We start from the raw sequence: 24,932 nt of genomic DNA on the forward strand, positions 1-24,932 counted from the left end.
ATCAGCTCTTCACCAGCAGACCGCGACTGCGCAGCACCCAGCGCTCCAGCGGGCTGAAGATCAGCAGGTCGATGGCGATACCGACGATCAGGATGAGGAAGATGGCCAGGAACACCTGCGGCATGCTGCTGTTGGTGCGGCCCGCCTCCAGCATCTGGCCGAGGCCCGAGCCGATGTCGGGAGCCTTGGCGATGATCTCGGCGGCCATCAGCGAACGCCAGGAGAACGCCCAGCCCTGCTTCAGACCGGCCACATAGCCGGGCAGCGCGGCCGGCATCACGATGTACCAGGTGCCCTTCAGCCCGGTCGCGCCCAGGGTGCGGCCGGCCCGCAGGAACAGCGGTGGCACCTGGTCAATGCCGGACACCAGACCGTTGGCGATCGACGGGACCGCGCCGAGCAGGATGACCGTGTACATCACCGACGGCTCCAGGCCCAGCCACACCACCGCGGCCGGCACCCACGCCACCGACGGCAGCGACTGCAGACCGGAGAGGATCGGACCGATCGCCGCGCGGACGACCCGGACCCGGGCCACCAGCAACCCCAGCGGGGTGCCGATCGCCAGGGCCGCGAGGAAGCCGAGCAGACCGCGGGAGACGCTGGTCCAGATGGATTCCAGGAGCGTGCCCTGCAACCAGGCCTGCCGGACCTCGTCCCACACCGCGGAGGGTGCGGGCAGCTTGTAGGCCGGCGCGACCTCCGCCAGGACGAGGAGCTGCCAGACCGCCAGCACCAGGGCGATCGCGGTGATCGGCGGCAGCACCTTCTGGACGAGGACCTGACGCAGCGGCGGACGCCCGGTCTGCACCGAGTCCAGCGCGTCGAGGCCCGCCTCCAGCCCGGCGAGATCGTCGGAATCCCCGGCGTTCCTGCCGTTCTTGCCGGGGCCGGCGTCGCTCGTGGTCTCAGTGCTGGCCATGGCGGCGGATCTCCTTGCGCAGTTCTTCGGTGATCTCGACGGACAGCTCCGCCACGGCGGTGTCCTCGATGCGGCGCGGCTGCGGAATGCCCACGGTCCACTCGCGGGCCACCCGGCCGGGGCGCGAGGACAGCAGCACGACCCGCTCGGCGAGCCGCACCGCCTCGCGCACGTTGTGCGTCACGAACAGCACCGAGACCCGTGTCTCGCTCCAGATCCGGGTCAGCTCGTCGTGGAGCACGTCCCGGGTGATGGCGTCGAGCGCGGCGAACGGCTCGTCCATCAGCAGCAGTTTGCTCTCCTGCGCCAGGGCGCGGGCCAGGGCGACCCGCTGGCGCATACCGCCGGACAGCTCGTGCACCCGCTTGTCGTAGGCGCCCTGGAGCCGGACTAGACCGAGCAGTTCCTCGGTCCGCTCGCGACGGTCGTTCTTCGGAACTCCCCTGAGCTTCAGGGCCAGTTCGATGTTCTTGCCCGCGGTCAGCCACGGGAACAGGGCGTGCTCCTGGAACATCAGCGCCGGACGCCCGTCCGTCGTGATGCTGCCGGCCGTCGGGTCGTCGAGACCCGCGACCAGGTTGAGCAGCGTCGACTTGCCGCAGCCCGAGGCCCCCAGGAGGGTGACGAACTCGCCCGGAGCGACATCGAGCGTGATGTCGTCCAGGACGAGCTGCTGCCCGGCGGGCCCGGCGAAGGACTTCGATACGTGCTCGATACGGGCGGCGTGCTCGGCCGCCTGGACGCCGTCGGCGGCCTTGGCGAGTGCGGTGGCCATGGTCGTCACCTCCTGGGAACTCATCGGACCAACTCAGCTGACTTCGTGGTTACTTGACGCCGAGACCCGCGTCGTCGACCTCGTCGTCGCCCTCGGCCTTGAGGACCTTGTTGAGCAGCGACAGGTCATAGATGCCGTCGAGCTTCGGGTTCTCCAGCAGACCGGCCTTGACCGCGTGGTCCGCCTCGGTCTGCAGGGTGGACGCCAGGGGGTCGTTGATGAACTGGATGGACTTCCACGCCGGGTCGAGCACCTCGGCCGGCAGCTCCTTGCCGGAGTCGGCCTTGAGCTGGGCGTTGGCCGCTGCCTTCGCCGCGTCACCGTCGGAGGCGATGTACGCGTTGGTCTTCACCGAGCCGCGCAGCACGGCCTCGACGACGTCCGGGTGCTCCTTCAGGAACTCCTGGCGCACGATGATGTTCGTGATCACGAACTTCTTGTCCGGCCACAGGTCGGCCTCGTCCAGCAGGACCTTCGCACCCTCGGCGACCAGCTTGGAGGCGGTCGGCTCGGGCACCCAGGCGCCGTCGATGGCGCCGGACTTGTAGGCGTCCGGGGCGACGGAGTTCTCCGTGCGGACCACCGACACATCGCCCTTGCCGGTGCTCGCGTCGACCTTCCAGCCCTGCTCCGCGATCCAGTTGAGGAACGCCACGTCCTGGGTGTTGCCGAGCTGCGGGGTGGCGATCTTCTTGCCCTTGACGTCCTTCAGGGACTTGATCTTGTCCGGGTTGACGACGAGCTTCACTCCGCCGGAGGCCGAACCGCCGATGATGCGCAGGTTGGCGCCGTCGGCCTTGGTGTAGCCATTGATCGCCGGGGAGGGGCCGATCCAGCCGATGTCGATGGAGCCGCCGTTGAGGGCCTCGATCTCGGAGGGGCCGGCGTTGAAGGTCGTGTACTTCGCCTCGGTGCCGCCGAGCTCCTTCTGGAAGAAGCCCTTCTGGATGCCGACGAGGGCGGTGGCATGGGTGAGGTTGCCGAAGTAGCCGATGTTGACGGTGTCGAGACCGTCGATCTTCTCGGCCCCGGCGGCGACCTTGTCGGTCTTGGCCTCGGTCGACTGGGAACCGTAACCGCAAGCGGCGAGAGCGAGCAGGGGCAGCGCGGCGACGGCGGCGAAGGTGCGCCGGAAGGCGGACGAGCGGTGTGCAGGCACGGGAGGTGTTCCTCTCGGAGGCCCGGCGGTCACGGTCTCTCAGGTCGTGGCCGGGAGGTCGGGTTTTCGTCTACGGCGGTGGGGGGTGAGGGCGCGCGAGCGGTGCGCGTACGTCAGCGCACACATCGCGCGACTCCGCCCTGCCCGCTGCCGAGGGCGCCGCTGCCGACCCGGCCGCCCTCCTTCGCGAACGTCGCGTAGTAGTCCACGGGGTTCATGTCAGAAGTCCCACCCGTCGTCCTCGGCCTCGTCCTTGACGGGCTCGGGGGAGGCGAACGACTCGCCGACCATGCCGGCGGTCAGCGTGGTGCCGTCGGAGGGGTCGATCAGGATGAAGGAGCCGGTGCGCCGGGAGTCGGCGTAGGAGTCGACGGGCAGTGCCTCCGCCGTACGGACCTTCACCCGGCCGATGTCGTTGGCGACGAGCTGCCCGGGGTGCGGGTGCAGGGACAGGTCGTCGAGGGTGAGCCGGGACGGGATGTCCTTGACGATCGCCTTGACCGTGCGGGTGCCGTGCTTGAGCAGCACCCGGTGGCCCACCGTCAGCGGCTGGTCGGCCACATGGCAGACGGTCGCCTCGATGTCCTGCGTGGTCGCGGGCGCGTCCTTGCTGGGGACGAGGAGATCGCCGCGCGAGATGTCGATGTCGTCCTCCAGCAGGAGGGTGACCGACTGCGGGGTGTGGGCCGCGTCGACCGGCTCGCCGAGGAGGTCGATGCCCGTGACCTTGGTGGTGCGGCCGGAGGGCAGGACCGTCACCGCGTCGCCGACCCGGAACGTCCCGGCCGCGATCTGGCCCGCGTAGCCCCGGTAGTCCGGGTGCTCGGCGGTCTGCGGCCGGATCACGTACTGCACGGGCAGCCGTGCGTGGCAGTGCGCCAGGTCATGGCTGACCGGGACCGACTCCAGGTGCTCCAGGAAGGTCGGGCCGCCGTACCAGTCCATGTTCGCGGACGGCTCCACCACGTTGTCGCCGGCGAGCGCCGAGATCGGGATGGAGGTGATCTCCGGGACGCCCAGCTCGGACGCGTACGCCGTGAACTCCTCGGCGATCCGCGCGAAGACCTGCTCCTCGTACGCGACCAGGTCCATCTTGTTGACGGCCAGCACCACGTGCGGCACGCGCAGCAGCGCGGCGATCGCGGCGTGCCGGCGCGTCTGCTCGACGACGCCGTTGCGGGCGTCGACCAGGATCACCGTCAGCTCGGCGGTGGAGGCGCCGGTGACCATGTTGCGGGTGTACTGCACATGGCCGGGGGTGTCGGCGAGGATGAACCGGCGCTTGGCCGTGGCGAAGTAGCGGTAGGCCACGTCGATGGTGATGCCCTGCTCGCGTTCGGCCCGCAGTCCGTCGGTGAGCAGCGCGAGGTCCGGGGCGTCCTGGCCACGGCTCGCCGAGGCGCGCTCCACGGCCTCCAACTGGTCGGTGAGGACCGACTTGGAGTCGTGCAGCAGCCGCCCGACGAGGGTGGACTTGCCGTCGTCGACCGAACCGGCGGTCGCGAACCGCAGCAGGGTCGTCTCGGTGAGTTCCGTGGTCGTGGTCATGCCTAGAAGTACCCCTCGCGCTTACGGTCTTCCATCGCGGCCTCGGACATCTTGTCGTCGGCGCGGGTCGCGCCCCGCTCGGTGAGCCGGGAGGCGGCGATCTCGGTGATGACCTGGTCCAGCGTCACCGCGTCCGAGTCCACCGCGCCCGTGCAGGACATGTCCCCCACGGTGCGGTAGCGGACGAGGCGCTTCTCCACGGTCTCGTTGTCCTTGGGGCCGCCCCACTCGCCGGCGGTCAGCCACATCCCGGCCCGCTGGAACACCTCACGCTCGTGCGCGAAGTAGATCTCCGGCAGCTCGATCTTCTCGCGGGCGATGTACTGCCAGACGTCCAGCTCGGTCCAGTTGGACAGCGGGAACACGCGGACGTGCTCACCGGGTGCGTGCCGCCCGTTGTAGAGGTTCCACAGCTCGGGACGCTGGCGCCGCGGGTCCCACTGGGAGAACTCGTCCCGCAGGGAGAACACGCGCTCCTTGGCCCGCGCCTTCTCTTCGTCGCGACGGCCACCGCCGAAGACGGCGTCGAACTTCTCCGCCTGGATCTTCTCGGTCAACGGCACGGTCTGGAGAGGGTTGCGGGTGCCGTCAGGCCGCTCCTTGAGCACACCGCGGTCGATGTAGTCCTGCACGGAGGCGACGTGCAGGCGCAGCCCGTGCTCGGCCACCGTACGGTCGCGGTACTCCAGGACCTCGGGGAAGTTGTGCCCGGTGTCGACGTGCAGCAGCGTGAAGGGGATCGCCGCCGGGGCGAAGGCCTTCAGTGCCAGGTGCAGCATGACGATGGAGTCCTTGCCGCCGGAGAACAGGATCACCGGCCGCTCGAACTCGCCCGCCACCTCACGGAAGATATGGACCGCCTCGGACTCCAGCGTGTCCAGGTGGGACAGGGTGTACGGGGTGCCGGTCTCCCCGGAGACGGCGGCGACGGTCGTCGTCATGCCAGACCCCTCTCGGTGAGCAGCTTGTGGACCAGCGCCGCGGACTCCTGGACCGTCTGGTCCTGCGACTCGATGCGCAGATCCGGGGTCTCGGGAGCCTCGTACGGGTCGTCGACCCCGGTCAGCCCGGAGATCTCCCCGGCCGCCTGCTTGGCGTACAGGCCCTTCACATCGCGTACGGAGCAGACCTCGACCGGCGTCGCCACATGCACCTCGACATACGCGGCGCCGCTCGCCGCGTGCCGCTTGCGGACCGCCTCGCGGCTGTCGGCGTACGGCGCGATGACCGGGACGAGCGCCTTGACGCCGTTACGGGCGAGCAGATCGGCGAGGAAGCCGATGCGCTGCACGTTGGTGTGCCGGTCGGCGCGGCTGAAGCCCAGGTCCGCGGTGAGGAACTCGCGGATCTCGTCGCCGTCGAGGACCTCCACGAGGTGGCCGTCCTCGCGCAGGCGGCCCGCGAGTTCGTAGGCGATGGTGGTCTTGCCGGCACTCGGCAGACCCGTGAGCCAGACGGTGGCTCCGGTGGCTCCGGTCGTCACGTGGTTCTCCTGGTTCGTCACAGGAACGGGGTCGTCGTTCTTCGCGGGTACGTCGTTCGTCGTGGGCACGGTCGCGGTCACAGGTGCAGCCCGCACTCGGTCTTGGCGTTCCCGGCCCAGCGGCCGGCCCGCGCGTCCTCGCCCGGGGCGACCCGGCGGGTGCAGGGGGCGCAGCCGACGGAGGCGTAGCCGTCCATCAGCAGGGGGTTGGTCAGCACACCGTGCTCGGCGACATAGGCGTCCACGTCGTCCTGCGTCCAGCGCGCTATCGGGGAGACCTTGACCTTGCCGCGCTTGTCGTCCCAGCCGACGACCGGGGTGTTCGCCCGGCTCTCGGACTCGTCGCGGCGCAGGCCCGTCGCCCAGGCGTCGAACCGGGTCAGACCCTCTTCGAGCGGCTTGACCTTGCGCAGGAAGCAGCACAGGTCGGGGTCGCGGTCGTGCAGCTTCGGCCCGTACTCGGCGTCCTGCTCGGCGACCGTCTGCCGCGGGGTGATCGTGAGGACGTTGACGTCCATCACGGCCTCGACGGCGTCCCGGGTGCCTATGGTCTCCGGGAAGTGGTAGCCGGTGTCGAGGAAGACGACGTCCACGCCGGGCCGGGCCCGGGACGCGAGGTGGGCGACGACCGCGTCCTCCATCGAGGAGGTCACGCAGAAACGCTTGCCGAAGGTGTCCACGGCCCACTGGAGGATCTCCAGCGCCGAGGCGTCCTCCAGGTCGCGGCCGGCCTGCTCGGCGAGCGCCTTGAGTTCGGCGCGCCGCGCCGCGTCCGGGTCGGCCGCGTCCGTCGAGGACGCGGCCGTGGACGCGGATGTATCGGAATCCGAGTCCGTCTGAACGGCAGTCATATGTGATCCCCTCCGCTGTCGGCTCGCTGAACACCCCGGGAAAGCAGCCCGAGGAACTTCAACTGGAAGGCTCGATTGCAGGCTCCGCATTCCCACGCCCCATGACCTTCTTCGTTGGGGCGCAGGTCCTCGTCACCGCAGTAGGGGCAGTAGAAAGGGGCGGCTCGCTCGCTCATGAGAGGGCCTCCTCGCTGGCACGCGTGACCCAGGCGGCGAAGCGCTCGCCGTCCTCGCGCTCGTCCTGGAACCGCTTGAGCACGCGCTCGACGTAGTCCGGGAGTTCGTCGGAGGTGACCTTGAGACCGCGGACCTTGCGGCCGAAGCCGGCCTCCAGGCCGAGCGCGCCGCCCAGGTGCACCTGGTAGCCCTCGACCTGCTCGCCCTGGTCGTTGAGCATGAGCTGGCCCTTGAGACCGATGTCCGCCACCTGGATACGCGCACAGGCGTTCGGGCAGCCGTTGATGTTGATGGTGAGCGGCTCGTCGAAGTCGGGGATGCGGCGCTCCAGTTCGTCGATCAGCTGGGAGCCGCGCGCCTTGGTCTCGACGATGGCGAGCTTGCAGTACTCGATGCCGGTGCAGGCCATGGTGCCGCGCCGGAAGGGCGAGGGGTTGACCGTGAGGTCCAGCGCCTCCAGGCCCGAGACGAGCGAGTCGACCTGCTCCTCGGTGACGTCGAGCACGATCATCTTCTGCTCGACGGTGGTCCGGACCCGGCCGGAGCCGTGCGCCTCGGCGAGGTCGGCGATCTTCGTCAGCGTGGTGCCGTCGACCCGGCCGACGCGCGGGGCGAACCCGACGTAGTAGCGGCCGTCGTTCTGCTGGTGGACGCCCACGTGGTCGCGCCAGCGGGCCACCGGCTGGTCGGGCGCGGGGCCGTCGACCAGCTTGCGCTTGAGGTACTCGTCCTCCAGGACCTGGCGGAACTTCTCCGTGCCCCAGTCGGCGAGCAGGAACTTCAGCCGGGCGCGGGTGCGCAGCCGCCGGTAGCCGTAGTCGCGGAAGATGGAGATGACGCCCTCGTAGACGTCCGCGACCTCGTCGAGCGGCACCCAGGCGCCGAGCCGCTGCCCGATCTTGGGGTTGGTGGAGAGACCGCCGCCGACCCAGAGGTCGAAGCCGGGGCCGTGCTCGGGGTGGCGGACGCCGACGAAGGCGATGTCGTTGATCTCGTGTGCCACGTCGAGCAGCGGCGAGCCGGAGATCGCGGACTTGAACTTGCGGGGCAGGTTCGAGAAGTCCGGGTTGCCGATGATCCGCCGGCTGATCTCGTCCATCGCCGGTGTGCCGTCGATGATCTCGTCGGCGGCGATCCCGGCGACGGGCGAGCCGATGATCACACGGGGGGTGTCACCGCAGGCCTCGGTGGTGGACAGCCCGACGGCCTCCAGCCGCTCCCAGATCTCGGGGACGTCCTCGACGCGGATCCAGTGGTACTGGACGTTCTGCCGGTCGGTGATGTCGGCGGTGCCCCGGGCGAACTCCTGCGAGATCTCGCCGATCACCCGCAGCTGCTGGGTGGTCAGGCGTCCGCCGTCGATCCGCACCCGCAGCATGAAGTACTTGTCGTCCAGCTCCTCCGGCTCCAGGATCGCGGTCTTGCCGCCGTCGATCCCGGGCTTGCGCTGGGTGTACAGGCCCCACCAGCGCATGCGGCCGCGCAGGTCGTTGGGGTCGATCGAGTCGAAGCCACGCTTGGAGTAGATCGTCTCAATGCGTGTCCGCACATTGAGACCGTCGTCGTCCTTCTTGAACTGCTCGTTGCCGTTCAGCGGGGTGAAGTGTCCCGCGGCCCACTGGCCCTCGCCACGGTGACGGCTCACCTTGCGGCGGGGCGTGGCGGGGTTCTGCGGGGTGGCGGCCATGGGTGTATGTCCTTCGGGAAAGGCGGGGAGGCGGCTCTGACCTGCGCTTGCGCGCGCATGCGGGCACACGCGGGCAGCGTGTGCGTCGCCTGCGCGTCGTTGCGCGGGCTGAAACAGAGGAGGGTGCGGCGCTAGTGCCCGGGGTCGTCCAACCCCTCGCGGCAGGGGCGTCAGCTCACCGGACAGATGGCGCTGGACATGCGGCCGAGGTCGACATGGCGCCGACTCACCAAGGCAATTCCAGTTCCAGACATGACGGAAGCGTGTCACGGCTCTTTAGACCGAGTCCACCGTCATCCACATTCCGGACAAGGATGTCTCGCATGTCGAGACGATGTGATGTGGGTCATGGTGTGGGAACGGTCGCGCCGGGCCAGGGCCCCGGCGCCGGGGCGTCCGCCTCCTCCGTCACCTTGGTGTCGAACAGCTGGAAACCCCGCCGCTGGTAGTTCGCCATGGCGTGCTCGCCGTCCCGGGTGCAGGTGTGCAGCCAGACCCGCTTGGTCGGCGGCAGCTCCGGCCACCGCTCGGCGAGGTCCCAGGCCCGCGCCGCCCCGTACGACAGCAGATGCCCGCCGATGCGCCGCCCGCGGAACGCCGGGATCAGTCCGAAGTAGACGATCTCCACGGCCCCGCCGTCCTGCGGCTCCAGCTCCACATAACCGGCCGGCGTCCCCCGGTCGTAGGCCACCCAGGTCTCCACCCCGGGCCGGCCCAGGTGCTCCTGCCACCGCTCGTACGGCCACGACAGCCGGTCGATCCAGCGGATGTCGCCGCCGACGGAGGCGTACAGGAAGCGGCTGAACTCGGGGGAGGGGACCTCGGCGCGCACGATGCGGACGTCGTCGCCCTCGGGGGCGGCGGCGGGAAGCAGATCGCTCGGCGAGGTCTGCTCCAGGGACCAGGTGGTGACGGGGCTGCTGCTCATGGGCCCAGGGAATCACGGTCCCCGGCCCGCCTCCAAGGCCGGGCCGGGATGCCTCGTCGGCGGAGACGCCTAGTCCAGCGAGCCGTCGACGTCCGACAGTTTCACCGCGTACAGCACGCGCTCCGGGATGGGATCGGTGAGGGTCCACAGCTCGCCGGTCTCCGGTGAGTAGGAGAGGGAGGCGCTGTTCCGGCCCCAGCAGTCGTAAGACTCCAGCGCCGAGCCCGAGGACTCGCCGGACTGGCCGTCCGCACACTTGGCGGCGTCGGCCCCTTCCTCGTCCTGCCGCCAGAGGGTGCCCTGCCCGTCGCGCTTCTCGGCGGCCTGGTCGACGTACCAGTCCCCCTGGTGGGCGAGGACGCCCCGCACCCGGGACGCCTCCGTCGCGTACGCCTCGGTGGCGACGGCGGTGCTCCGGCGCCCGGTGGTGGTGAGCAGGCCGGTGCGGTCGGCGGTGGTGTCGAGGGCGTAGCGCCAGACCCGGGCGGGCTCCTCGCGGCCCGGCCGGAGCCGCTCGCTCGCGACGACCGTGGGCGGGTTCGACGTCCGGTCCAGGGAGAGCGAGCCGAGACAGGGCGCCCCGTCGTCGCCCCGGGGGTCGCAGCCGCCGCCCGCCGCCGGGCTGTACGCGGCGACCGCGGGCAGCGCGTACCGGTAGTGGTGGGCCGACCAGCCGTCGCCGGCCCTGCCGATCGCGTCGCTGTCCGTCACGCCGGCCCGGAGGAAGCGGGCCAGGTCGAACACGTATACGGAGTCGTCCTGCTGTCCGCGGCTCTGCGGGCCCCGGGCGGTGACGATCAGCTTGTCCTCGTACCAGGCCATGCCGCCGAGCCGGGACCGCAGGCCCTCGAAGCCCCGGGCGTCGGCCGTCGGCACGACCAGCAGGACCCAGCGGTAGCGGAGGTTCGCCGGGTCGCGGGCGTCGACGAAGGCGACCCGGGCGAGCCCGGCGTCGTCCGCACCGCTGCCGCTGCCGTCGAGGTTGTCGCTCGTGGCGCCGCTGTGGGTCCAGCCGGCCGCGATGACCTGGTTGTTCCGGGACGTGGTGACCGAGCGGGGGATCCAGCGGTCGTTGACCGCGTCGCCCGGCTCCCAGCAGTACGCCCGCGAGGCCACCGGCTCGACGGGCAGGTTCTCCCGCTCGGAGCCGAAGCAGTCGCCCTCGCCCCGCATCGCGTGGTTCGCGCTGCCCAGCACCTCGTCGACACCGACCGGGCCGCCGGTCTCGTCGGTCAGGGCCTGCAGGGCGGTGCGGTCGGTCAGGGTCTCCCGGAGCTGGAGCGCGCGCAGCTCACCGGACGAGGTGACCGGGGAGAGGGCGCCCGGCGTCCGGCCGCCCGCCGCCTGGGACGTGCTGATCAGGGTGGCCGCCGCCGTGAGCGCCAGCGCGGTTCCCGCCAGGGACGCGCGCAGCGCACGTCCCCTTCTGCGTCGACGGTGTCTGCCGCGGTGCTTCATGAAACCTCCCGGGGACGGCCAACTGCCAACCGAGAACAAGATCTTGACGGCGAGGCAGGTGGGGCGGCCTGGCTGCGATGCTACGGCAGTGGGACACGTGTCACGCCGAGGTCCCGGGAAATACAGGGAGATCCCTCACCCCGAGGCCATGATCCGTTCACCGGAAAGGGGGGTGCGGATGGTCGCGAGGGGCCGCGGATGTTTGACCGGGGCTCACCAGTGCGACGCCCCGGGTGCGGACCACCCCCGGTGCCACCGAGTGCGGCAGCAGGTCCAACGGGGTGTCGGGGAGCAGGACTTCGACGTCGGCCCGCTCGGTGAAGCGGTACGGGCGGTGGTCGAGGAAGGCGCCGAGATAGCGCCGTACGCGGGACATCTCGGCGCGGACCGTGACGGTCCGGGCCGGATCGCCGAACATGTCGTCGGCCAGCGCGGACGCGCTGCGGCCGGCGCGGTGGAGGGCGAGCAGGTACAGCAGTTCGGCGTGGCGGGGCGTCAGTTCATGGGTCCAGGAGCCCGCGCAGCCGGCCACGGTGACGGTCCACCGGCGCGGGTGGGAGACGTCGAGCGTGATGTGCGTGGCGGTCGGGGCGGGCGCGGGCTCCGCGGTGGGGCGTATCAGCCAGCCCGCGGGCAGCGGTTCGACGGTGCACAGGCCGAGCGCGGGCAGCCAGCAGCGGCCGGGGGAGAGGGACTTGGGCAGGGCGACCCGGCTGGTGTACGGCATCCCGGTGACCGCGGCCGTCCAGCCGTCCCGGTCGACGGCGACCGCGCGACCGCCGAGCCGGGCCAGCACCGGGGCCGCCACCGCGCGCAGTTCCTCCAGCGAGATGACGTGCAGTTCCCGCAGCCGTGCCTGGGCGAGCTTGGCCACCGAGTCGACCAGGGCGAGCGTCGAGGGGTGCAGGGTCTCCAGGGGGCCGCTGATGTCGACCGAGCCGAGCAGCCGGCCGTCGCGCGGGTCGGTGATGGGGGCGCCGGTGCACGTCCAGGGGTGCAGGGCCCGTACGAAGTGCTCGGCGGAGAACACCTGGACGGCACGGCGGGCGACGAGGGGCGTGCCGACGCCGTTGGTGCCGACGGTCTCCTCGCGCCAGTCCGCGCCGATCCCGAGGCCGTGCCCGTCGGCCTTGCGGAGCACCGCCGTACTGCCCTCCCGCCACAGCACCCGGGCGTCGGCGTCCGCGACCATCATGATGTGCCGCTCGGTGTCCGCGAGGGAGAGCAGCCCCTCGCGCAGCACCGGCAGGACATGGCGCAGCCGCGAGGTTTGCCGGCGGCGCTCCACCTCGTCACGGCCGAGGAGGTCGGCGCGGAAGTCGTGGTCGGGGTCGACACCGCTGTGTGCCATGCGGCCCCAGGACTCGCGGATCGCCGGGCGCGGGGCGGGTTTCGAGGGCCGGCCGTCGAGGGTGGAGGCGCGGACCTCGCCGAGGACCCGGGCCGCTCGGGCGGCGTCGGTCTCGGTGAGCCGCGTGACTTCCATCGGCGAGTGCGGCACTCGTTCCTTCCCGGCGGTCCGGTGTGCCTCCCGGCCCCTGATGGCCGTGGAAGTCCGGATCTGCGCGACGGCGTTGACTGCGGGGTTCATAGTCTGCCGCTCTTCGGCCACGGAGGGACACACTCCGGCCACAGAGCGCAGATGAGTTGCAACCCCCTGCAACCCTGGCGTACCGGCCCGTGCTCCTTGAAACTTGTTCGACGTCGCCCGCTGCGGCGTACGCGCTCCGCTCGAAGGGGCCGGAGAGCGGGGGTGGTGCCGTGTCGGCGCAGCACCACCCCCGCGTCGTAACGGCCTTGTGCGACCACTCGAAAGAGGATGGCTGCGGAGGCCGGAGGCGTCCTCGGTGCGTGCGGGTTCAAGCCACCGGACGCGCCCGTTCCACGATCGACGCCAGGTCCAGTGTGTGCGGGAGGGTGCCGAAGGCCGAGCCCCGGTCGCCGCCGAGCCGGGAGGCGCAGAACGCGTCGGCCACCGCCGGGGGCGCGTACCGCACGAGGAGGGCGCCCTGCAGTACGAGGGCGAGCCGTTCCGCGAGCCGGCGCGCGCGGGCCTCGATGCCGTCCAGATCGGCGAGTTCGGTCAGCAGGTCCTTGATCGCGCGGTCGAGCCGGTGGTCGGCGCCCCGTGCCCGGCCCACCTCCCGCAAGTAGGCGTCGAGGGCGCCGGGTTCGCGGCGCAGGGCCCGCAGCACATCGAGCGCCTGGACGTTTCCGGCGCCCTCCCAGATGGAGTTGAGCGGTGACTCGCGCAGCAGGCGGGGCATGCCGGACTCCTCGACATAGCCGTTGCCGCCGAGGCACTCGGAGGCCTCGACCACGAGCGGGGCGCAGCGCTTGGTGATCCAGTACTTGGCGATCGGCACCGCGAGCCGCAAAAACGAGCGTTCGTTCTCGGCGTCCGCGCCGGCGGGGTCCGCCCCGTAAAACGAGCGTTCGTTCCCGCCGCCCGCGCCGCCGCCTGCGCCACCGCCCGCGCCGCCGCCCGCGTCCACGCTGTCGTAGGCCGCCGCCACCCGCAGCGCCAGCGTCGTCGCCGCCTCCGACTCCAGCGCCAGATCGGCCAGGACATTGCGCATCAGCGGCTTGTCGATCAGCCGTCCGCCGAACGCCTCCCGGTACGCGCAGTGATGCACCGCCTGTGCCACCGCCTGCCGCATCAGCGAGGCCGAACCCAGCGCGCAGTCCAGCCGGGTGGCCGCCACCATCCCGATGATCGTGCGCACCCCCGCACCCTCGTCCCCGACCCGGCGCGCCCACGTCCCGTCGAACTCGACCTCGGCGGAGGCGTTCGACCGGTTGCCCAGCTTCTCCTTCAGCCGCTGGATACGGAACACGTTCCGCGACCCGTCCGGCAGCACCCGGGGGACGAGGAAGCACGTGAGTCCGCCCGGAGCCCGCGCCAGCACCAGGAACCCGTCCGACATCGGCGCCGAACAGAACCACTTGTGGCCCGTCAGCTCGTACGTCCCGTCCTCGGCCAGCGGTCGCGCGGCGGTGGTGTTCGCGCGGACGTCGCTGCCGCCCTGCTTCTCGGTCATGCCCATCCCGAACAGGACCCCGGCCTTCTGGTCGGCGGGCCGCATGTCCCAGTCGTAGAGCACGGACGTCAGCCGGGGCTCCCACTCGGCGGCGAGCGCCGGGTCCGTGCGCAGCGCGGGCACCGCCGCGTGGGTCATGGACAGCGGGCAGCCGTTGCCGGCCTCGACCTGGGTCCAGACGACGAACGCCGCCGCCCGCCGCACATGCCCGCCGGGCCGGGTCCAGGCCGCCGTCAGCCCCGCCGAGACCCCCTTGCCGAGCAGCCGGTGCCACGACGGATGGAACTCGACCTCGTCCACCCGGTTCCCGTACCGGTCGTACGCCCGCAGCTTCGGCGGGTTCTCGTTCGCCAGCCGCCCCCACTCCTGCACCTGCGCGGAGCCGGCCGTACGCCCGAACCCGGCCAGTTCGTCCCGCGCCTCCTCCAGCACATCGGGCGCCAGATGCCGCTCGACCGCCTCGGTCAGCACCTCGTCGGCGCCGAAGACGTCGTAGTCCACCAGGGGCGGAGGCTGATTGGTCACTTCATGGGTGCTGGATGCCATATCCGGAACCTACCCGTCGGCATCCCGTCGTCACGGCGACAGCCAGGGGTGTCCCGCGGCGGGTGCCCGGCGCCGACCGGAACCGGTCGGCGCCGGGCACCCGGAGGTCGCCTCAGACGGGTGCCGCCAGCTCGCCCGTCCCCAGTTCGCCCGTGCCGAACTCCTCCTCCGGGCCGAGTACGGCCTCCCCGTACTGCTCCAGCGGCCAGCCCGGCCGGTAGACGGTGTCGAGGTAGCGCTCCCCGAGGTCCGGGGAGATCGCCACGGCCGTGGTGTCGGGTGTGCCGTTGCGGGCCAGCCACGCGCCGGCGCCGCTGACGACCGTGCCGGTGGAGCCCCCGAAGAGGAAGCCGCGCCGGGCCATGCGGTGACAGGCCCGTACGGTGTCGATCTCCTCCACCCGGACGACGTCGTCGACATAGGACGCGTCGAGCAGCGCCGGGGTCACGCTGGTGCCGAGCCCCGGGATCATCCGGCGGCCCGGCGCACCGCCGAACGCCACCGAACCCACGCTGTCCACCGCGACGATCCGCACCCGGCGCCGCCGCTCCCAGAACCACTGGGCGCAGCCCATCAGCGTCCCCGAGGTGCCGACCCCCACGAACAGCACGTCCAGCCGCGGGAACTGCCGGGCGATCGCGGGCGCGGTGGTGCGGTAGTGCGCCCGCCAGTTCGCCTCATTGGTGTACTGGTCGAGCCACACGTACCCCGGGTCGGTGGCGCACAGCGCGCGGACGTACGAGATCCGCGCCCCCAGGAAACCGCCGTGCGGGTCCGGCTCGGAGATGATGTGCACCCGGCTGCCCAGCGCCTCGATCACGCGCCGGGTCTGCGGATTGCACCGGGAATCGGTCACACACAGAAACCGGTAGCCCCGGCTCGCCGCGATCATGCTCAGCGCGACGCCCAGATTGCCGGACGACGACTCGACGAGCGTCGAGCCCGGCCGGAGACGTCCCTCCCGCTCGGCGGCCCGCACCATCTCGGACGCGGCCTTGAGCTTGATCGAGCCGGCGAAGTTGAACCCCTCGCACTTCAGGAAGAGCTGGTGTCCGACGACCTGACGCAGATCGACGTACAGCTCCTCCTCGTTGAAGTCCGTGGGAACGGATATGACTGGCACCGCTGCCCCCCTGGTTGTGCACTGTCGTACTCGCTGCGCCCGGCGGTCAGCCGTGGCGGCGCAGCTCGTGGAAGAAGTCGTCCACGACCCGCAGTCCGCCGGAGCGGGCCACTTCGTCGTGAACACGACCGCCGACCGCGAGGTCGAGGACCCCGAGGCCGAACGGCGAGAAGATCACCGGACGGTCCGCCGGCACGGTCGCCCGGCCGGTGAGGACGTCATGGAGCGTTCCGTCGAGGAAGTCCCGTGCGCCGGTGAGCTGTTCGGCCAGGTGCGGTGACGTGTTCGCCTTGAGGCAGTGCTCGACGTCGTCGACGAAGTTCGCCGACGCGAGCAGCACCTCGGGCGCGAGATCGCGCAGCGACACGTGCAGCACCAGTGGGTGGTGGGCGAACCACTTGGGTTCATGGATGTGCGGCTCGCCCGCGATCGTCGCGAGGACCACCAGGTCGCTCGCCCGGATCACGTCCTCGGCGCTGTCGTACACGGTCACGCGTCCGTCCGCCCCGGACCGCTCCAGATACCCCCGGAACCCCCGCGCGCTGTCCGCGGACAGGTCGTGCACCCCCACCTCCTCGAACGCGAAACCGGTCGCCACGAGGAAGGTGTGGATGTACCGGGCGATCAGGCCCGTGCCGAGGAAGCCGACCCGCGTCGGACGCGGCGCCCCCCGGCGCGCCTCGCTCAGCCGGTCGGCCGCCAGCGCCGCCGACGCGGCGGTCCGGGTGGCGCTGATGATGGACGCCTCCAGGCACGCGAACGGGTACCCGGTGGCGTGGTCGTTGAGGATCAGCACGGCGGAGGCGCGCGGCAGCCCGCTCGCCGTGTTCTCCGGGAAGCTGGAGACCCACTTCAACCCGTCCACCTGGTACTTCCCGCCCAGCGAGGCGGGCAGCGCGATGATCCGCGAGGACGGCCGGTCGGGGAAGCGGAGGAAGTACGACGGCGGGTTCACCGTGTCGCCGGTGTCCCCGTTCCCGTGCAGCAGATAGGCGGACTCGACCAGGTCGACGATCTCCCGTTCCCGGCCCCGCAGGGCCTGCTGAACCTGGGCGCCGGAGATCACGGCGAAACCCGGAACCTCGGTCATGTGAACCTCACCTCGTCCTTCGAGTCGTCTTTCGAGCCGGAGTGCTGCGTGCGGTGCCGCGTGGCGTGCCGCAGGGTGTGGCCGGTCGGCCGTACGGGATTCGCCAGGCCCACCAGCACCTCGCGTGGTCCCTCGAAGGGCTCCCGGCTGTGGGCGCAGCGGATGTTGTCGACGAGGAGCAGGTCGCCCGGCCGCCACGGGGTGCGGACGGTGTGCGCCTCGTAGACCGCGTTGAGGGTCTCGACGACGTCGGCGCCGATCGGAGTGCCGTCGCCGTGGCGGGTGTTGAAGGGCAGCCCGTCGGGCCCGTACAGGTCCACCAGGTACTCGCGGACCTCGGGGTCCATGGTCCACTCGTTGAGGAACGCGATCTGGTTGAACCAGCAGCGCCGGCCGGTCACCGGGTGCCGGAGTACGGCGGCGCGCCGCTGCCGGGTGTGCAGGGAGCCGTCTGGCCGCCAGGCGAACTCGATGGAGTGCGCCCGGCAGTACGCCTCGACGACGGTCCGGTCGTCGGTGCCGAACGCCTCGGCTACCGAGGCGCCGATCTCGTCGTTGTACGAGCGGGTGAGCAGCCAGCCGTCCCGCTCGAACCGCTCGGTCAACTCCCCTGGCAGCGCGGCCAGTACGGCCTCCGCGTCCGCGATCCCGGTCGCCCCGCCCTGCCCGGCGGCCTCCAGGCAGGCGAGGAGCAGCAGCCCGGGGAACTCCACGGTGTAGCTCAACTCGTGGTGCATGCACATCGGTTGGTTCGACGGCCAGGCCGTCGACGAGTACACGCCGTCCGCGTACGTCCGCCGGGGCGCGAAGGCCTCCCGCTCGGTCATCAGCGTGTCGGCCAACCCCCGGAAGACCGCGCCGACTTCGTCCGCGTCCCGCAGTCCGAGCCCCCGCACCAGCACCGAGCCGTGCTCGGCGACGACGCCCCGCAGGGCATCCCGCTGCCCGGCCGCCCAGACGCCGGCGGGCTCGCCCGGCGAGACGACGAGCAGCGGCGGACTGCCGGGCCCGATCTCGACGTCCGTCAGCGATACGGGAGTCAGCGGTACGGGAGTCGGCGACGGCGACGACGGCGTGACGGTCTCCTTGCGATGGCGCCCGGCGGCGCGCAGGCGACTCAGAAAGCTCACGACGACGACCTCCCCACGGCCCCGGAGGCAGAGCCCGACGTGCCGGCGGCGGTGCCCGTGACGGTCCCGGACAGGGTGAATGTGGGAGACCCGGCGGGGGTCGCGGGCAGGGTGCCTGTGGGGGTCCCGGCGGCGGTTCCCGTGGCAGTCCCGGCGGAGTTCCCGGTGACGGTGCCTGCGGCGGTCCCGGCGGAGGTCCCCGTGACGGTGCCTGCGGGGGCCCCGGTGGCGGGGCCGGGGATGGTCCTGGCGGCCGTCCCCGTGGCGTTCCCGGTGACGGTCCCCGCAGGGGCCCCGGTCCCGGCTCGCGCGCCAGCCCTCGTGTCGATCAGCTTGGCCAGGTCGGCCAGGAGCGGATGGCCGTTGACGTCCTTGGGGGACACCGCACGCTCCAGGGCGATCGCGAGTTTCACCGCGGACAGGGAGGTGCCGCCCCGGTCGAAGAAGTGGTCGTACCGGCCGATCCGGGCCCGTGGCACTCCCAGTACCTCGGCCCATACGGCCGCGAGCCGCTCCTCGGTCGCCGTGGCGGGCGGCTCCACCGACTCGTCCGCCCCGGCGTCCAGCCGCTCGGCCAGCGTGGTGAGCGCGCGCCGGTCGGTCTTGCCGTTGGCGGTCAGGGGCAGGGTCGCGCGATGGTGGAACACCGACGGGACCATGTACGCCGGCAGCGAGGCCGCCAGCCGGTCCCGCAGCACCTCGGCCGCGAGCGCCCGGCCGGAGTGGAAGGCGACCAGCCGCGCGCCCCCGGCGACGACGACCGCGCCGTCCCGGACACCCGCCACCTTCAGCAGCGCGTTCTCCACCTCGCCGATCTCGATACGGAAGCCCCGCACCTTGACCTGGGTGTCCTTGCGGCCCAGGAACTCCAGCTTGCCGTCGGGCCGCCAGCGCCCCTGGTCCCCGCTGCGGTACAGCCGCTCGCCGGGCCGGTACGGGTCGGTGGTGAACGCCCGCGCGGTGCGCTCGGGATCGTTGACGTATCCTCGCCCGACGCACACTCCGGAGAAGACGATCTCCCCGGGCGCGCCCAGCGGCACGAGGGCGAGGTGCTCGTCGACGACGTACACCCGGACGTTGCGGACGGGAGGCCCCAGCGGCACCCGGCTGCCCTCCGGGGCCCGGTCCATCACCTCGTGGTTGGTGTCGTCCGAGGTCTCGGTCAGCCCGTAGGCGTTGACCAGCGGAATCCCGGGCTCGGTGGCGAACCAGCGCTCCGCCAGCTCCTTCTTCAGCGCCTCCCCGGTGACCGACACCCGGCGCAGCGCGGGCAGTTCACGCGGGTGCCGCTCCAGCTGGGCGAGGACCGCTTCGAGGTACGACGGCACGACCTGGACCACGTTCGCCCGGCCCTCGGCGATCCGGTCGACGAACCGCCCGACGTCGAGGATCACCTCCTGCTCGACCAGCAGCGTCCGTCCCCCGACCAGCGGCGCGGCCAGCAGCTGCCACAGCGAGATGTCGAAGCACTGGGGCGCGGTCTGCGCGACCACGTCCCCCTCGCCGATGTCCAGGTCGTCGAGCTTGGCGTGCAGATGGTTGAGCATCCCGGCGTGCTCGCACATCGCGCCCTTGGGCTCACCCGTGGAACCGGAGGTGAAGTAGATGTACGCCAGCCGGTCCGGCCCGATCTCCAGGCCGAGGTCGGAGTCCGGATGGGCCTCGTCGTACGCGTCCTCCACCAGCAGCCGCTGCGTCCCGGGCAGCGTGGCCAGGGCCTCGTCCAGGGTGGCGGTGCTGCCCCGCTCGGTGAGGACCAGCTCGCAGCCGGCGCGGGCGAGCGTGCGGGCGACGCGCTCGGCGGGGAAGTGCGGCTCGACGGGCAGATAGGCGCCGCCCGCCTTGAACACCGCGAGGACGGCCGCCATCCAGTCGAGGTTCCGCTCGGTCACCACGGCGACGACGCCCTCGTGGCCGAGGCCCCGGACCAGCAGGGCCCGACTGAGCTGGTTGGCGCGGGAGTTGAGTTCGCGGTAGGTCCAGCGCCGGTCGCCGTGGACGGCGGCGACCGCGTCCGGGTGGGCCACCACCCGCTGCTCGAACAGCTCGTGCACCCGCCGGTCGGGCAGCTCGCGCCGCGGTCCGGCCAACCCGTCGAGCTGGAACCGGAGTTCGTCCTCGCCCACCAGGCTCCGCCGCCCGTGCCCGGCGTCGGGGCCCTCGGCCAGCAGGGTGAGCGCGGTGACGTGGTACCCGGCGATCCGGGCCGCCCCCTCCTCGTCCAGCACGTCCGTGCGGTAGCGCAGCCGCAGCGCCGGCCCCTCGTCGCGGTGCACCAGCCCCACGCGCAGGACCACGTCCTCGTCGAGGTCGCCGTCGCCGCCGCCGGTGTCGAGCACGGTCTCGAACGGCGGCTCGGTGAGGCCCAGTTCGTGCCGCAGGGCGCCCACCGGGTACGCGGCATGTGTCAGCAGCTCGGCGGTGGCCCGGTGGGTGCGCCCCAGCAGGGCCCGCCAGGTGTCGCCGGGCGCGACGGTGAGGCGGCAGGGCAGCAGCCGGCCGTCCTCCAGCCAGCCGGTGGTCACCTCGCCCTCGCCCGACAGCGCGGCGAGCACCTTGGCGTGCGCGGCGAGCAGCGCGGCCGTACCCTCCGAGGCGGTCAACAGCCCTTCCGGCAGCGCCACTTCGTAGGCGGCGACCCCTTTCACCGGGTCGGCGCTCCACCGCGGTATCGCGGTCAGCCCCCCGGCGGTGAGCACTCCGTGCCAGTACGTCCGGGCGGCGTCGCCCGACTCCGCTTGACTGATCCGTTCCATCTTCTTCCCCCGATTTACTGTGATCCGGTGTTCTCCGTCGCCGGGTTTCCGCCCCAGCGGGCGTGCGGCGGGACCTCTTCGCCCTTCATCAGGAAGGAGTCCGGTGCGAGCACCGCCCCCTCGCCCAGCACCACGCCGTAGTGGACGAAGGCCTGGACCTCCAGCGTGGCGCCGGCGCCGATCGTGACGTGGTCGGACTTGAAGGTGCCGTCCTCCTGCGAGTGCGCCTGGATCTTGCTGCCGGCCGCGAGGGTGCAGTCGTCCCCGACGGCCGTCAGGGTCCGCTCGGTGATGAACGCCCCGTCGTCGAAGACCCGCCGCCCGATCCGCACCCCCAGCAGCCGCCAGACGAGGTTCTTGTACGGGGTGCCGTTGAGCACCTCCAGATGGTGGTCCGGCAGCTTCCACAGCCGCTCCTGCCGCCAGAAGACGGGGTCGTAGATGGAGCACAGCCGGGGCCGCAGCGGACGGAAGCGGGTCAGGGTCCGCTCCACCAGCGCCCAGTACAGGACGGTGAACAGCAGCGCCGCCGGGGGCAGCGCGGCGAGCGGCAGGAGGGCCGCGAAGCCGTCGCCGTGCCCGTACAGGTCGTAGGCGGCGAAGGCGAGCACGGTGAGCGCGAAGGTGTGCAGCCAGCGCAGGAACAGGAACAGTCCCATCGAGCGCAGGTTGAAGCGATTCTTCGCGGCGAGCCGGCGGCGCAGTTCGTCGCCCTCGCGCAGATGGTCGAAGCGGCTGTCGCGCTCCACCGAGCGGGGGATCTCGAAGGGCGGCGAGCCGAGCAGCCCGACCCCCTCACGGATCTCGCCGTCCAGCGGGACCAGCACCTTCGTGGCCAGCAGACAGTTCTCGCCGGTCCGGCCGCCGGCCGGGTAGGCGATGAGGTTGCCCAGGAAGTTGTGCCCGCCGATCGCCGTCCGGGACACCCGGAACGACGTCCCCGAGAAGTCCGCGTTCATGACCGACAGCCCGTCCGCGACCATCGTGCCGCTGCCGACCTTCACCAGGTACGGCGTCTCGTGCTGCATCGCGGTGCCGAAGTTGGACCCGGTCTGGTCGACGCGGGAGAGGTCGTACCCGAGGGTTTTGAGGTAGGGGACGATGTACGAGCTGTCGCCGCACAGCCACTTGAAGAACCTGCGGTTGGTCAGCCGGGTGATCGCGCGGTGGACCGAGTAGTGGAAGCCGTACAGCGGATAGACACGGTCGGGCTTCACCAGCGGGCGCAGCAGCCGGGGCACGGCGAACACGGTGACGGTTCCGACGACGATCGAGCCGGTGAACAGCGCCAGCGACAGGGCCGCCGCCTCGGCGTAGAAGCGTCCCGAGGAGATGTGCTGGGACGCCGGGTCGAGCAGGGTGTCCAGTTCGGGTACGGCGGTGAGCAGCAGATAGGCGCCGCCGACGGCCAGCGGTACGTACAGCAGGAGGGTCTGGAGCAGGGCGGCCAGCCCGTAGCCGGTCCGGCGGAGGGTGCCGCACGGGAGTGCGGGGACCCGGATGTGGTCCACGTCGGTGGGCCGGGCCGGTGAGCCGTGCCGGCTCTGGCCGGCCGGGACCGACTCGTCGGCGCGCAGCGCGGAGGAGTGGCCGAGCTGGGAGCCGTCGCCCATGGCGGTGCCGATGTCGAGGACGGTGTGCTCGCCGACGAAGACATCCCGGCCGAGGATGACCGGGCCGGTGCGGATGCGCCCGGCGCGCGCCCGGTAGCAGAGGAAGAAGGAGTCCTTGCGGATCACCGTGCCCGCGCCGATCGTCAGCAGATCGGTGCAGACCGGGACGGTACGGCTGAGGATCGTGACGCCCGGTCCGATCCGGGCGCCCAGGGCCCGCAGATAGAGCACGTACAGCGGGTTGCCGACGAACAGCGCCATCGGACTGGTGTGCAGCAGCGCCTTGACGATCCAGAAGCGGAGGTACGCCGGGCCCCACACGGGGAACTCCACGGGCTTCCACCGTCCGACCAGCAGCCATTTGGCGGCGACCGGCAGGGCGCACAGCGCGAGGAAGCCGAGCGCGCCGAAGACGGCCGAGCGCAGATAGACCTCCACGATCCCCGGGGCGTCCGCGACCCACTCGTACCCCTGGACGTAGCCGGAGGTGGCGAGCAGGCAGTAGCCGGCGAAGAGCAGCAACTGCAGCGTCCCGCACAGGGCGTAGCGGACCGTGCTGCCCGGGGGCACGGGTTCGGCGGGCGCCGGCGGTGGTCCGGCCGGTGGTGCCGGGGCCTCGGTCAGCGCGGTGGCGAGAGTGCGGATCGTCGGGTGGCCGTAGACGTCCCGGATGGACACCGACGGCAGATCGGGGTGCTTCCTGACGCGGGCACAGAAATGCGCCATCGTCAGTGAGTTGGCACCGAGGTCATCGAAGAAATGGCTTTCTGCGGGCACATGTTCGAGGCGTGCGACGCCGGCCAGAATTTCGGCGAGGAGTCGCTCGACGGCGGTGTACGATTCCGCCGCGTCCGGCTCGGCCCCCTGGACCTCGCCCGGTTTTTCCACCACGGGTCGTGGCGCTGGCAATGTCATTGAATTTCTCCGCGACAGGTATTGCGATGGAAGGCGCCCGGGGGTGAACGGGACGGCGCGCGGAATGACAGAAGGAGGGGGAGGAGTTGCGCGAAAGGAAAGCGGTGACGTATGGGGCGGAATTGATCAGGCCTGGTCGGAGCCTGGGTTAATCCCCCGGTGGGTAGCTGTGCCGGCATCTGGTCCAGAGGGGCGCAGCGGAATGCAATCCGGATTCTTTCGGTACATTCGGGAACGGGTCAAGCAGGGTCGGGTATTTGACGATTTCCCGCCCCTTTCCAGCCTCTTCCCCGATCTCTTCCGAAGTGTCGGACCCGGGTCCGTCCCGTGCTTCAGCGGGGAACTTTCCAAAAGGACGGTACAAAAGCGCCGAGAGGTTCCGCTTCCGGCCCCCTCCATGATTCGGCCAGCACGTCCATGACAGAAAAGGCGATTCGGAATCACCTTTGGTTTCTGCTGGGTTTCCCTTCGTTTGCTGCCCCGTGACGCGACCCGAGGGAAGCGTGCGTCGCACGCGGACCCTGTCACCGCCGACGGCACCGGGAGGTGAGGGCGGCACGCGCGGCCGGATACCTTTAGGGCGTGCAGCCAGCAAGTCAGTCACCCCCACCGTCCGGGACGCCCGAGAGCCCCCATGGACGTCTCCACCGCGCCCGCGCCCTCTACCGGGACGTCTCCAAGCGCAGGACCGCCTGGCTGCTCCTCAAGGACACCGTCAACTCCTGCATCGAGTACCGCATCCTGGGCCTCGCGGCCGAGGCGGCGTTCTTCACGCTGCTCTCCGTACCGCCGCTGCTGCTCAGCATGATCGGCCTGCTCGGCTACGTCGACGACTGGACCGGCGCCGACACCATCGCCAGCCTGGAGCTCAACCTCCTGGAGGCCTCGCGCACCGTCCTGTCCGACAAGGGCGTCGCCCAGATCGCGCAGCCCATCCTGGACGACGTGATGAAGGGTGGTCGCCCCGACGTCATCTCCATAGGCTTCCTGTTCGCCCTGTGGTCCGGCTCCCGCGCGGTGAACGTCTTCATCGACACCATCACCGTCATGTACGGCCTCGACGGGGTCCGCGGCATCGTCAAGACCCGGCTGATGGCGTTCCTGCTCTTCCTCGTGGCCCTGCTGATCGGTTCGATCGCCCTGCCGCTGATGGTCGCCGGGCCCGACGCCGTCGTCCGGATCGTCCCGTGGTCGGCGACGGTCGTCCAGGTCCTCTACTGGCCGGTCGTGATCGTCCTGTCCATCGTCTTCCTGACCACGCTCTACCACGTGTCAGTACCGGTCCGCTCCCCCTGGGTCGAGGACGTACCCGGCGCGCTCGTCGCCCTCGGCATGTGGGTTTTGGGCAGCTTCCTGCTCCGCATCTACCTCACCAACACCGTCGAGGGCGCGACCATCTACGGCTCCCTGGCCGCCGCCGTCGCCGTCCTCCTCTGGATCGGCGTCAGCGCCTTCGCCGTGCTGGTGGGCGCCGCCGTCAACGCCGCGATCGACCGCGTCTGGCCCGCCGCCGCCACGGCCGCGGCCCGCGCCGCCAACGAGCGCCTCCGCGAGGAACAGGCCGCCGAATACGTCGCCCGCGCCGCCGCCGCCCGCTCCCACGACCCCGAAGACCCCGACATGCCCTCGGAGTTCCCCGAACGCTGGTCCCGCTTCCTGCCCCCGGAGGACGTGACATCAAGGCTGCGGTCACCGGTGAAGAAGGGGGAGGACTAGGGCGAGGCCGGGTG

20 protein-coding genes are annotated in these 24,932 nt (G+C 71.3%); 1 reads left to right on the forward strand and 19 read right to left on the reverse strand.

Annotated elements, in window-relative coordinates:
* Position 1: 1 nt before the first annotated feature.
* The 19 genes from ACZ7MG_RS28920 to ACZ7MG_RS29010 all read right to left on the reverse strand — a co-directional run bounded on the left by ACZ7MG_RS28920 (position 2) and on the right by ACZ7MG_RS29010 (position 23,202).
* Positions 2–922: an ABC transporter permease gene (locus tag ACZ7MG_RS28920; RefSeq protein WP_471384207.1), complete on the reverse strand. Its 921-nt coding sequence runs from the start codon at positions 920–922 to the stop codon at positions 2–4.
* Positions 909–1,697, reverse strand: a complete 789-nt coding sequence (locus ACZ7MG_RS28925) for an ABC transporter ATP-binding protein (RefSeq protein ID WP_471384204.1) — start codon at positions 1,695–1,697, stop codon at positions 909–911. The genes ACZ7MG_RS28920 and ACZ7MG_RS28925 overlap by 14 nt, the downstream gene beginning before the upstream one ends.
* 49 nt (positions 1,698–1,746) lie before the next feature.
* Positions 1,747–2,856 (reverse strand): ABC transporter substrate-binding protein, encoded by a 1,110-nt coding sequence (locus ACZ7MG_RS28930; RefSeq protein WP_471384201.1) that lies wholly within the window; start codon positions 2,854–2,856, stop codon positions 1,747–1,749.
* A gap of 219 nt (positions 2,857–3,075) precedes the next feature.
* Positions 3,076–4,404: a sulfate adenylyltransferase subunit 1 gene (locus tag ACZ7MG_RS28935; protein ID WP_471384199.1), complete on the reverse strand. Its 1,329-nt coding sequence runs from the start codon at positions 4,402–4,404 to the stop codon at positions 3,076–3,078.
* Positions 4,405–4,406: 2 nt separating this feature from the next.
* Complete coding sequence (gene cysD, locus ACZ7MG_RS28940) at positions 4,407–5,345, reverse strand: sulfate adenylyltransferase subunit CysD (RefSeq protein ID WP_471384196.1); 939 nt, start codon at positions 5,343–5,345, stop codon at positions 4,407–4,409.
* A complete protein-coding gene (gene cysC, locus ACZ7MG_RS28945) occupies positions 5,342–5,908 on the reverse strand; it encodes an adenylyl-sulfate kinase (RefSeq protein ID WP_471946199.1) in 567 nt (188 codons plus the stop codon). Before cysC ends, cysD begins: the two co-directional genes overlap by 4 nt.
* A 56-nt stretch (positions 5,909–5,964) precedes the next feature.
* Positions 5,965–6,738: a phosphoadenylyl-sulfate reductase gene (locus tag ACZ7MG_RS28950; RefSeq protein WP_471384193.1), complete on the reverse strand. Its 774-nt coding sequence runs from the start codon at positions 6,736–6,738 to the stop codon at positions 5,965–5,967.
* A complete protein-coding gene (locus ACZ7MG_RS28955; protein ID WP_471384192.1) occupies positions 6,735–6,914 on the reverse strand; it encodes a hypothetical protein in 180 nt (59 codons plus the stop codon). Before ACZ7MG_RS28955 ends, ACZ7MG_RS28950 begins: the two co-directional genes overlap by 4 nt.
* Complete coding sequence (locus tag ACZ7MG_RS28960; RefSeq protein ID WP_471384189.1) at positions 6,911–8,602, reverse strand: nitrite/sulfite reductase; 1,692 nt, start codon at positions 8,600–8,602, stop codon at positions 6,911–6,913. The genes ACZ7MG_RS28955 and ACZ7MG_RS28960 overlap by 4 nt, the downstream gene beginning before the upstream one ends.
* Positions 8,603–8,772: 170 nt before the next feature.
* Positions 8,773–8,856 carry a putative leader peptide gene (locus ACZ7MG_RS28965; protein ID WP_309474722.1) on the reverse strand — a complete coding sequence of 28 codons (84 nt, stop codon included), beginning with the start codon at positions 8,854–8,856 and terminating at the stop codon, positions 8,773–8,775.
* Positions 8,857–8,948: 92 nt separating this feature from the next.
* Entirely contained in the window at positions 8,949–9,530 is a 582-nt protein-coding gene (locus ACZ7MG_RS28970) for a GNAT family N-acetyltransferase (protein ID WP_471384186.1), read from the reverse strand.
* Between the two features lie 69 nt (positions 9,531–9,599).
* Entirely contained in the window at positions 9,600–10,988 is a 1,389-nt protein-coding gene (locus ACZ7MG_RS28975) for a hypothetical protein (protein WP_471384185.1), read from the reverse strand.
* A 157-nt stretch (positions 10,989–11,145) separates the two neighbouring features.
* On the reverse strand, positions 11,146–12,474 hold the full coding sequence (locus tag ACZ7MG_RS28980; protein ID WP_471384945.1) for a helix-turn-helix domain-containing protein: 1,329 nt from the start codon (positions 12,472–12,474) through the stop codon (positions 11,146–11,148).
* 373 nt (positions 12,475–12,847) lie between these two features.
* Complete coding sequence (locus ACZ7MG_RS28985) at positions 12,848–14,575, reverse strand: acyl-CoA dehydrogenase family protein (protein WP_471384183.1); 1,728 nt, start codon at positions 14,573–14,575, stop codon at positions 12,848–12,850.
* 112 nt (positions 14,576–14,687) lie between these two features.
* Entirely contained in the window at positions 14,688–15,698 is a 1,011-nt protein-coding gene (sbnA, locus tag ACZ7MG_RS28990; protein WP_471384181.1) for a 2,3-diaminopropionate biosynthesis protein SbnA, read from the reverse strand.
* 46 nt (positions 15,699–15,744) lie between these two features.
* Positions 15,745–16,788 carry a 2,3-diaminopropionate biosynthesis protein SbnB gene (gene sbnB / locus ACZ7MG_RS28995; protein WP_471384179.1) on the reverse strand — a complete coding sequence of 348 codons (1,044 nt, stop codon included), beginning with the start codon at positions 16,786–16,788 and terminating at the stop codon, positions 15,745–15,747.
* Positions 16,785–17,918: a TauD/TfdA family dioxygenase gene (locus ACZ7MG_RS29000; RefSeq protein ID WP_471384176.1), complete on the reverse strand. Its 1,134-nt coding sequence runs from the start codon at positions 17,916–17,918 to the stop codon at positions 16,785–16,787. The genes sbnB and ACZ7MG_RS29000 overlap by 4 nt, the downstream gene beginning before the upstream one ends.
* Entirely contained in the window at positions 17,915–20,674 is a 2,760-nt protein-coding gene (locus tag ACZ7MG_RS29005) for a non-ribosomal peptide synthetase (protein ID WP_471384173.1), read from the reverse strand. Before ACZ7MG_RS29005 ends, ACZ7MG_RS29000 begins: the two co-directional genes overlap by 4 nt.
* A gap of 14 nt (positions 20,675–20,688) precedes the next feature.
* Positions 20,689–23,202, reverse strand: a complete 2,514-nt coding sequence (locus ACZ7MG_RS29010) for a Pls/PosA family non-ribosomal peptide synthetase (protein WP_471384170.1) — start codon at positions 23,200–23,202, stop codon at positions 20,689–20,691.
* 582 nt (positions 23,203–23,784) lie between these two features.
* On the opposite strand from ACZ7MG_RS29010, the gene ACZ7MG_RS29015 reads away from it, so the two are divergent.
* Positions 23,785–24,918 carry a YihY/virulence factor BrkB family protein gene (locus ACZ7MG_RS29015; RefSeq protein WP_471384167.1) on the forward strand — a complete coding sequence of 378 codons (1,134 nt, stop codon included), beginning with the start codon at positions 23,785–23,787 and terminating at the stop codon, positions 24,916–24,918.
* The last annotated feature ends 14 nt before the right edge of the window (positions 24,919–24,932 follow it).

Source organism: Streptomyces sp. NPDC107538 (assembly GCF_055657445.1).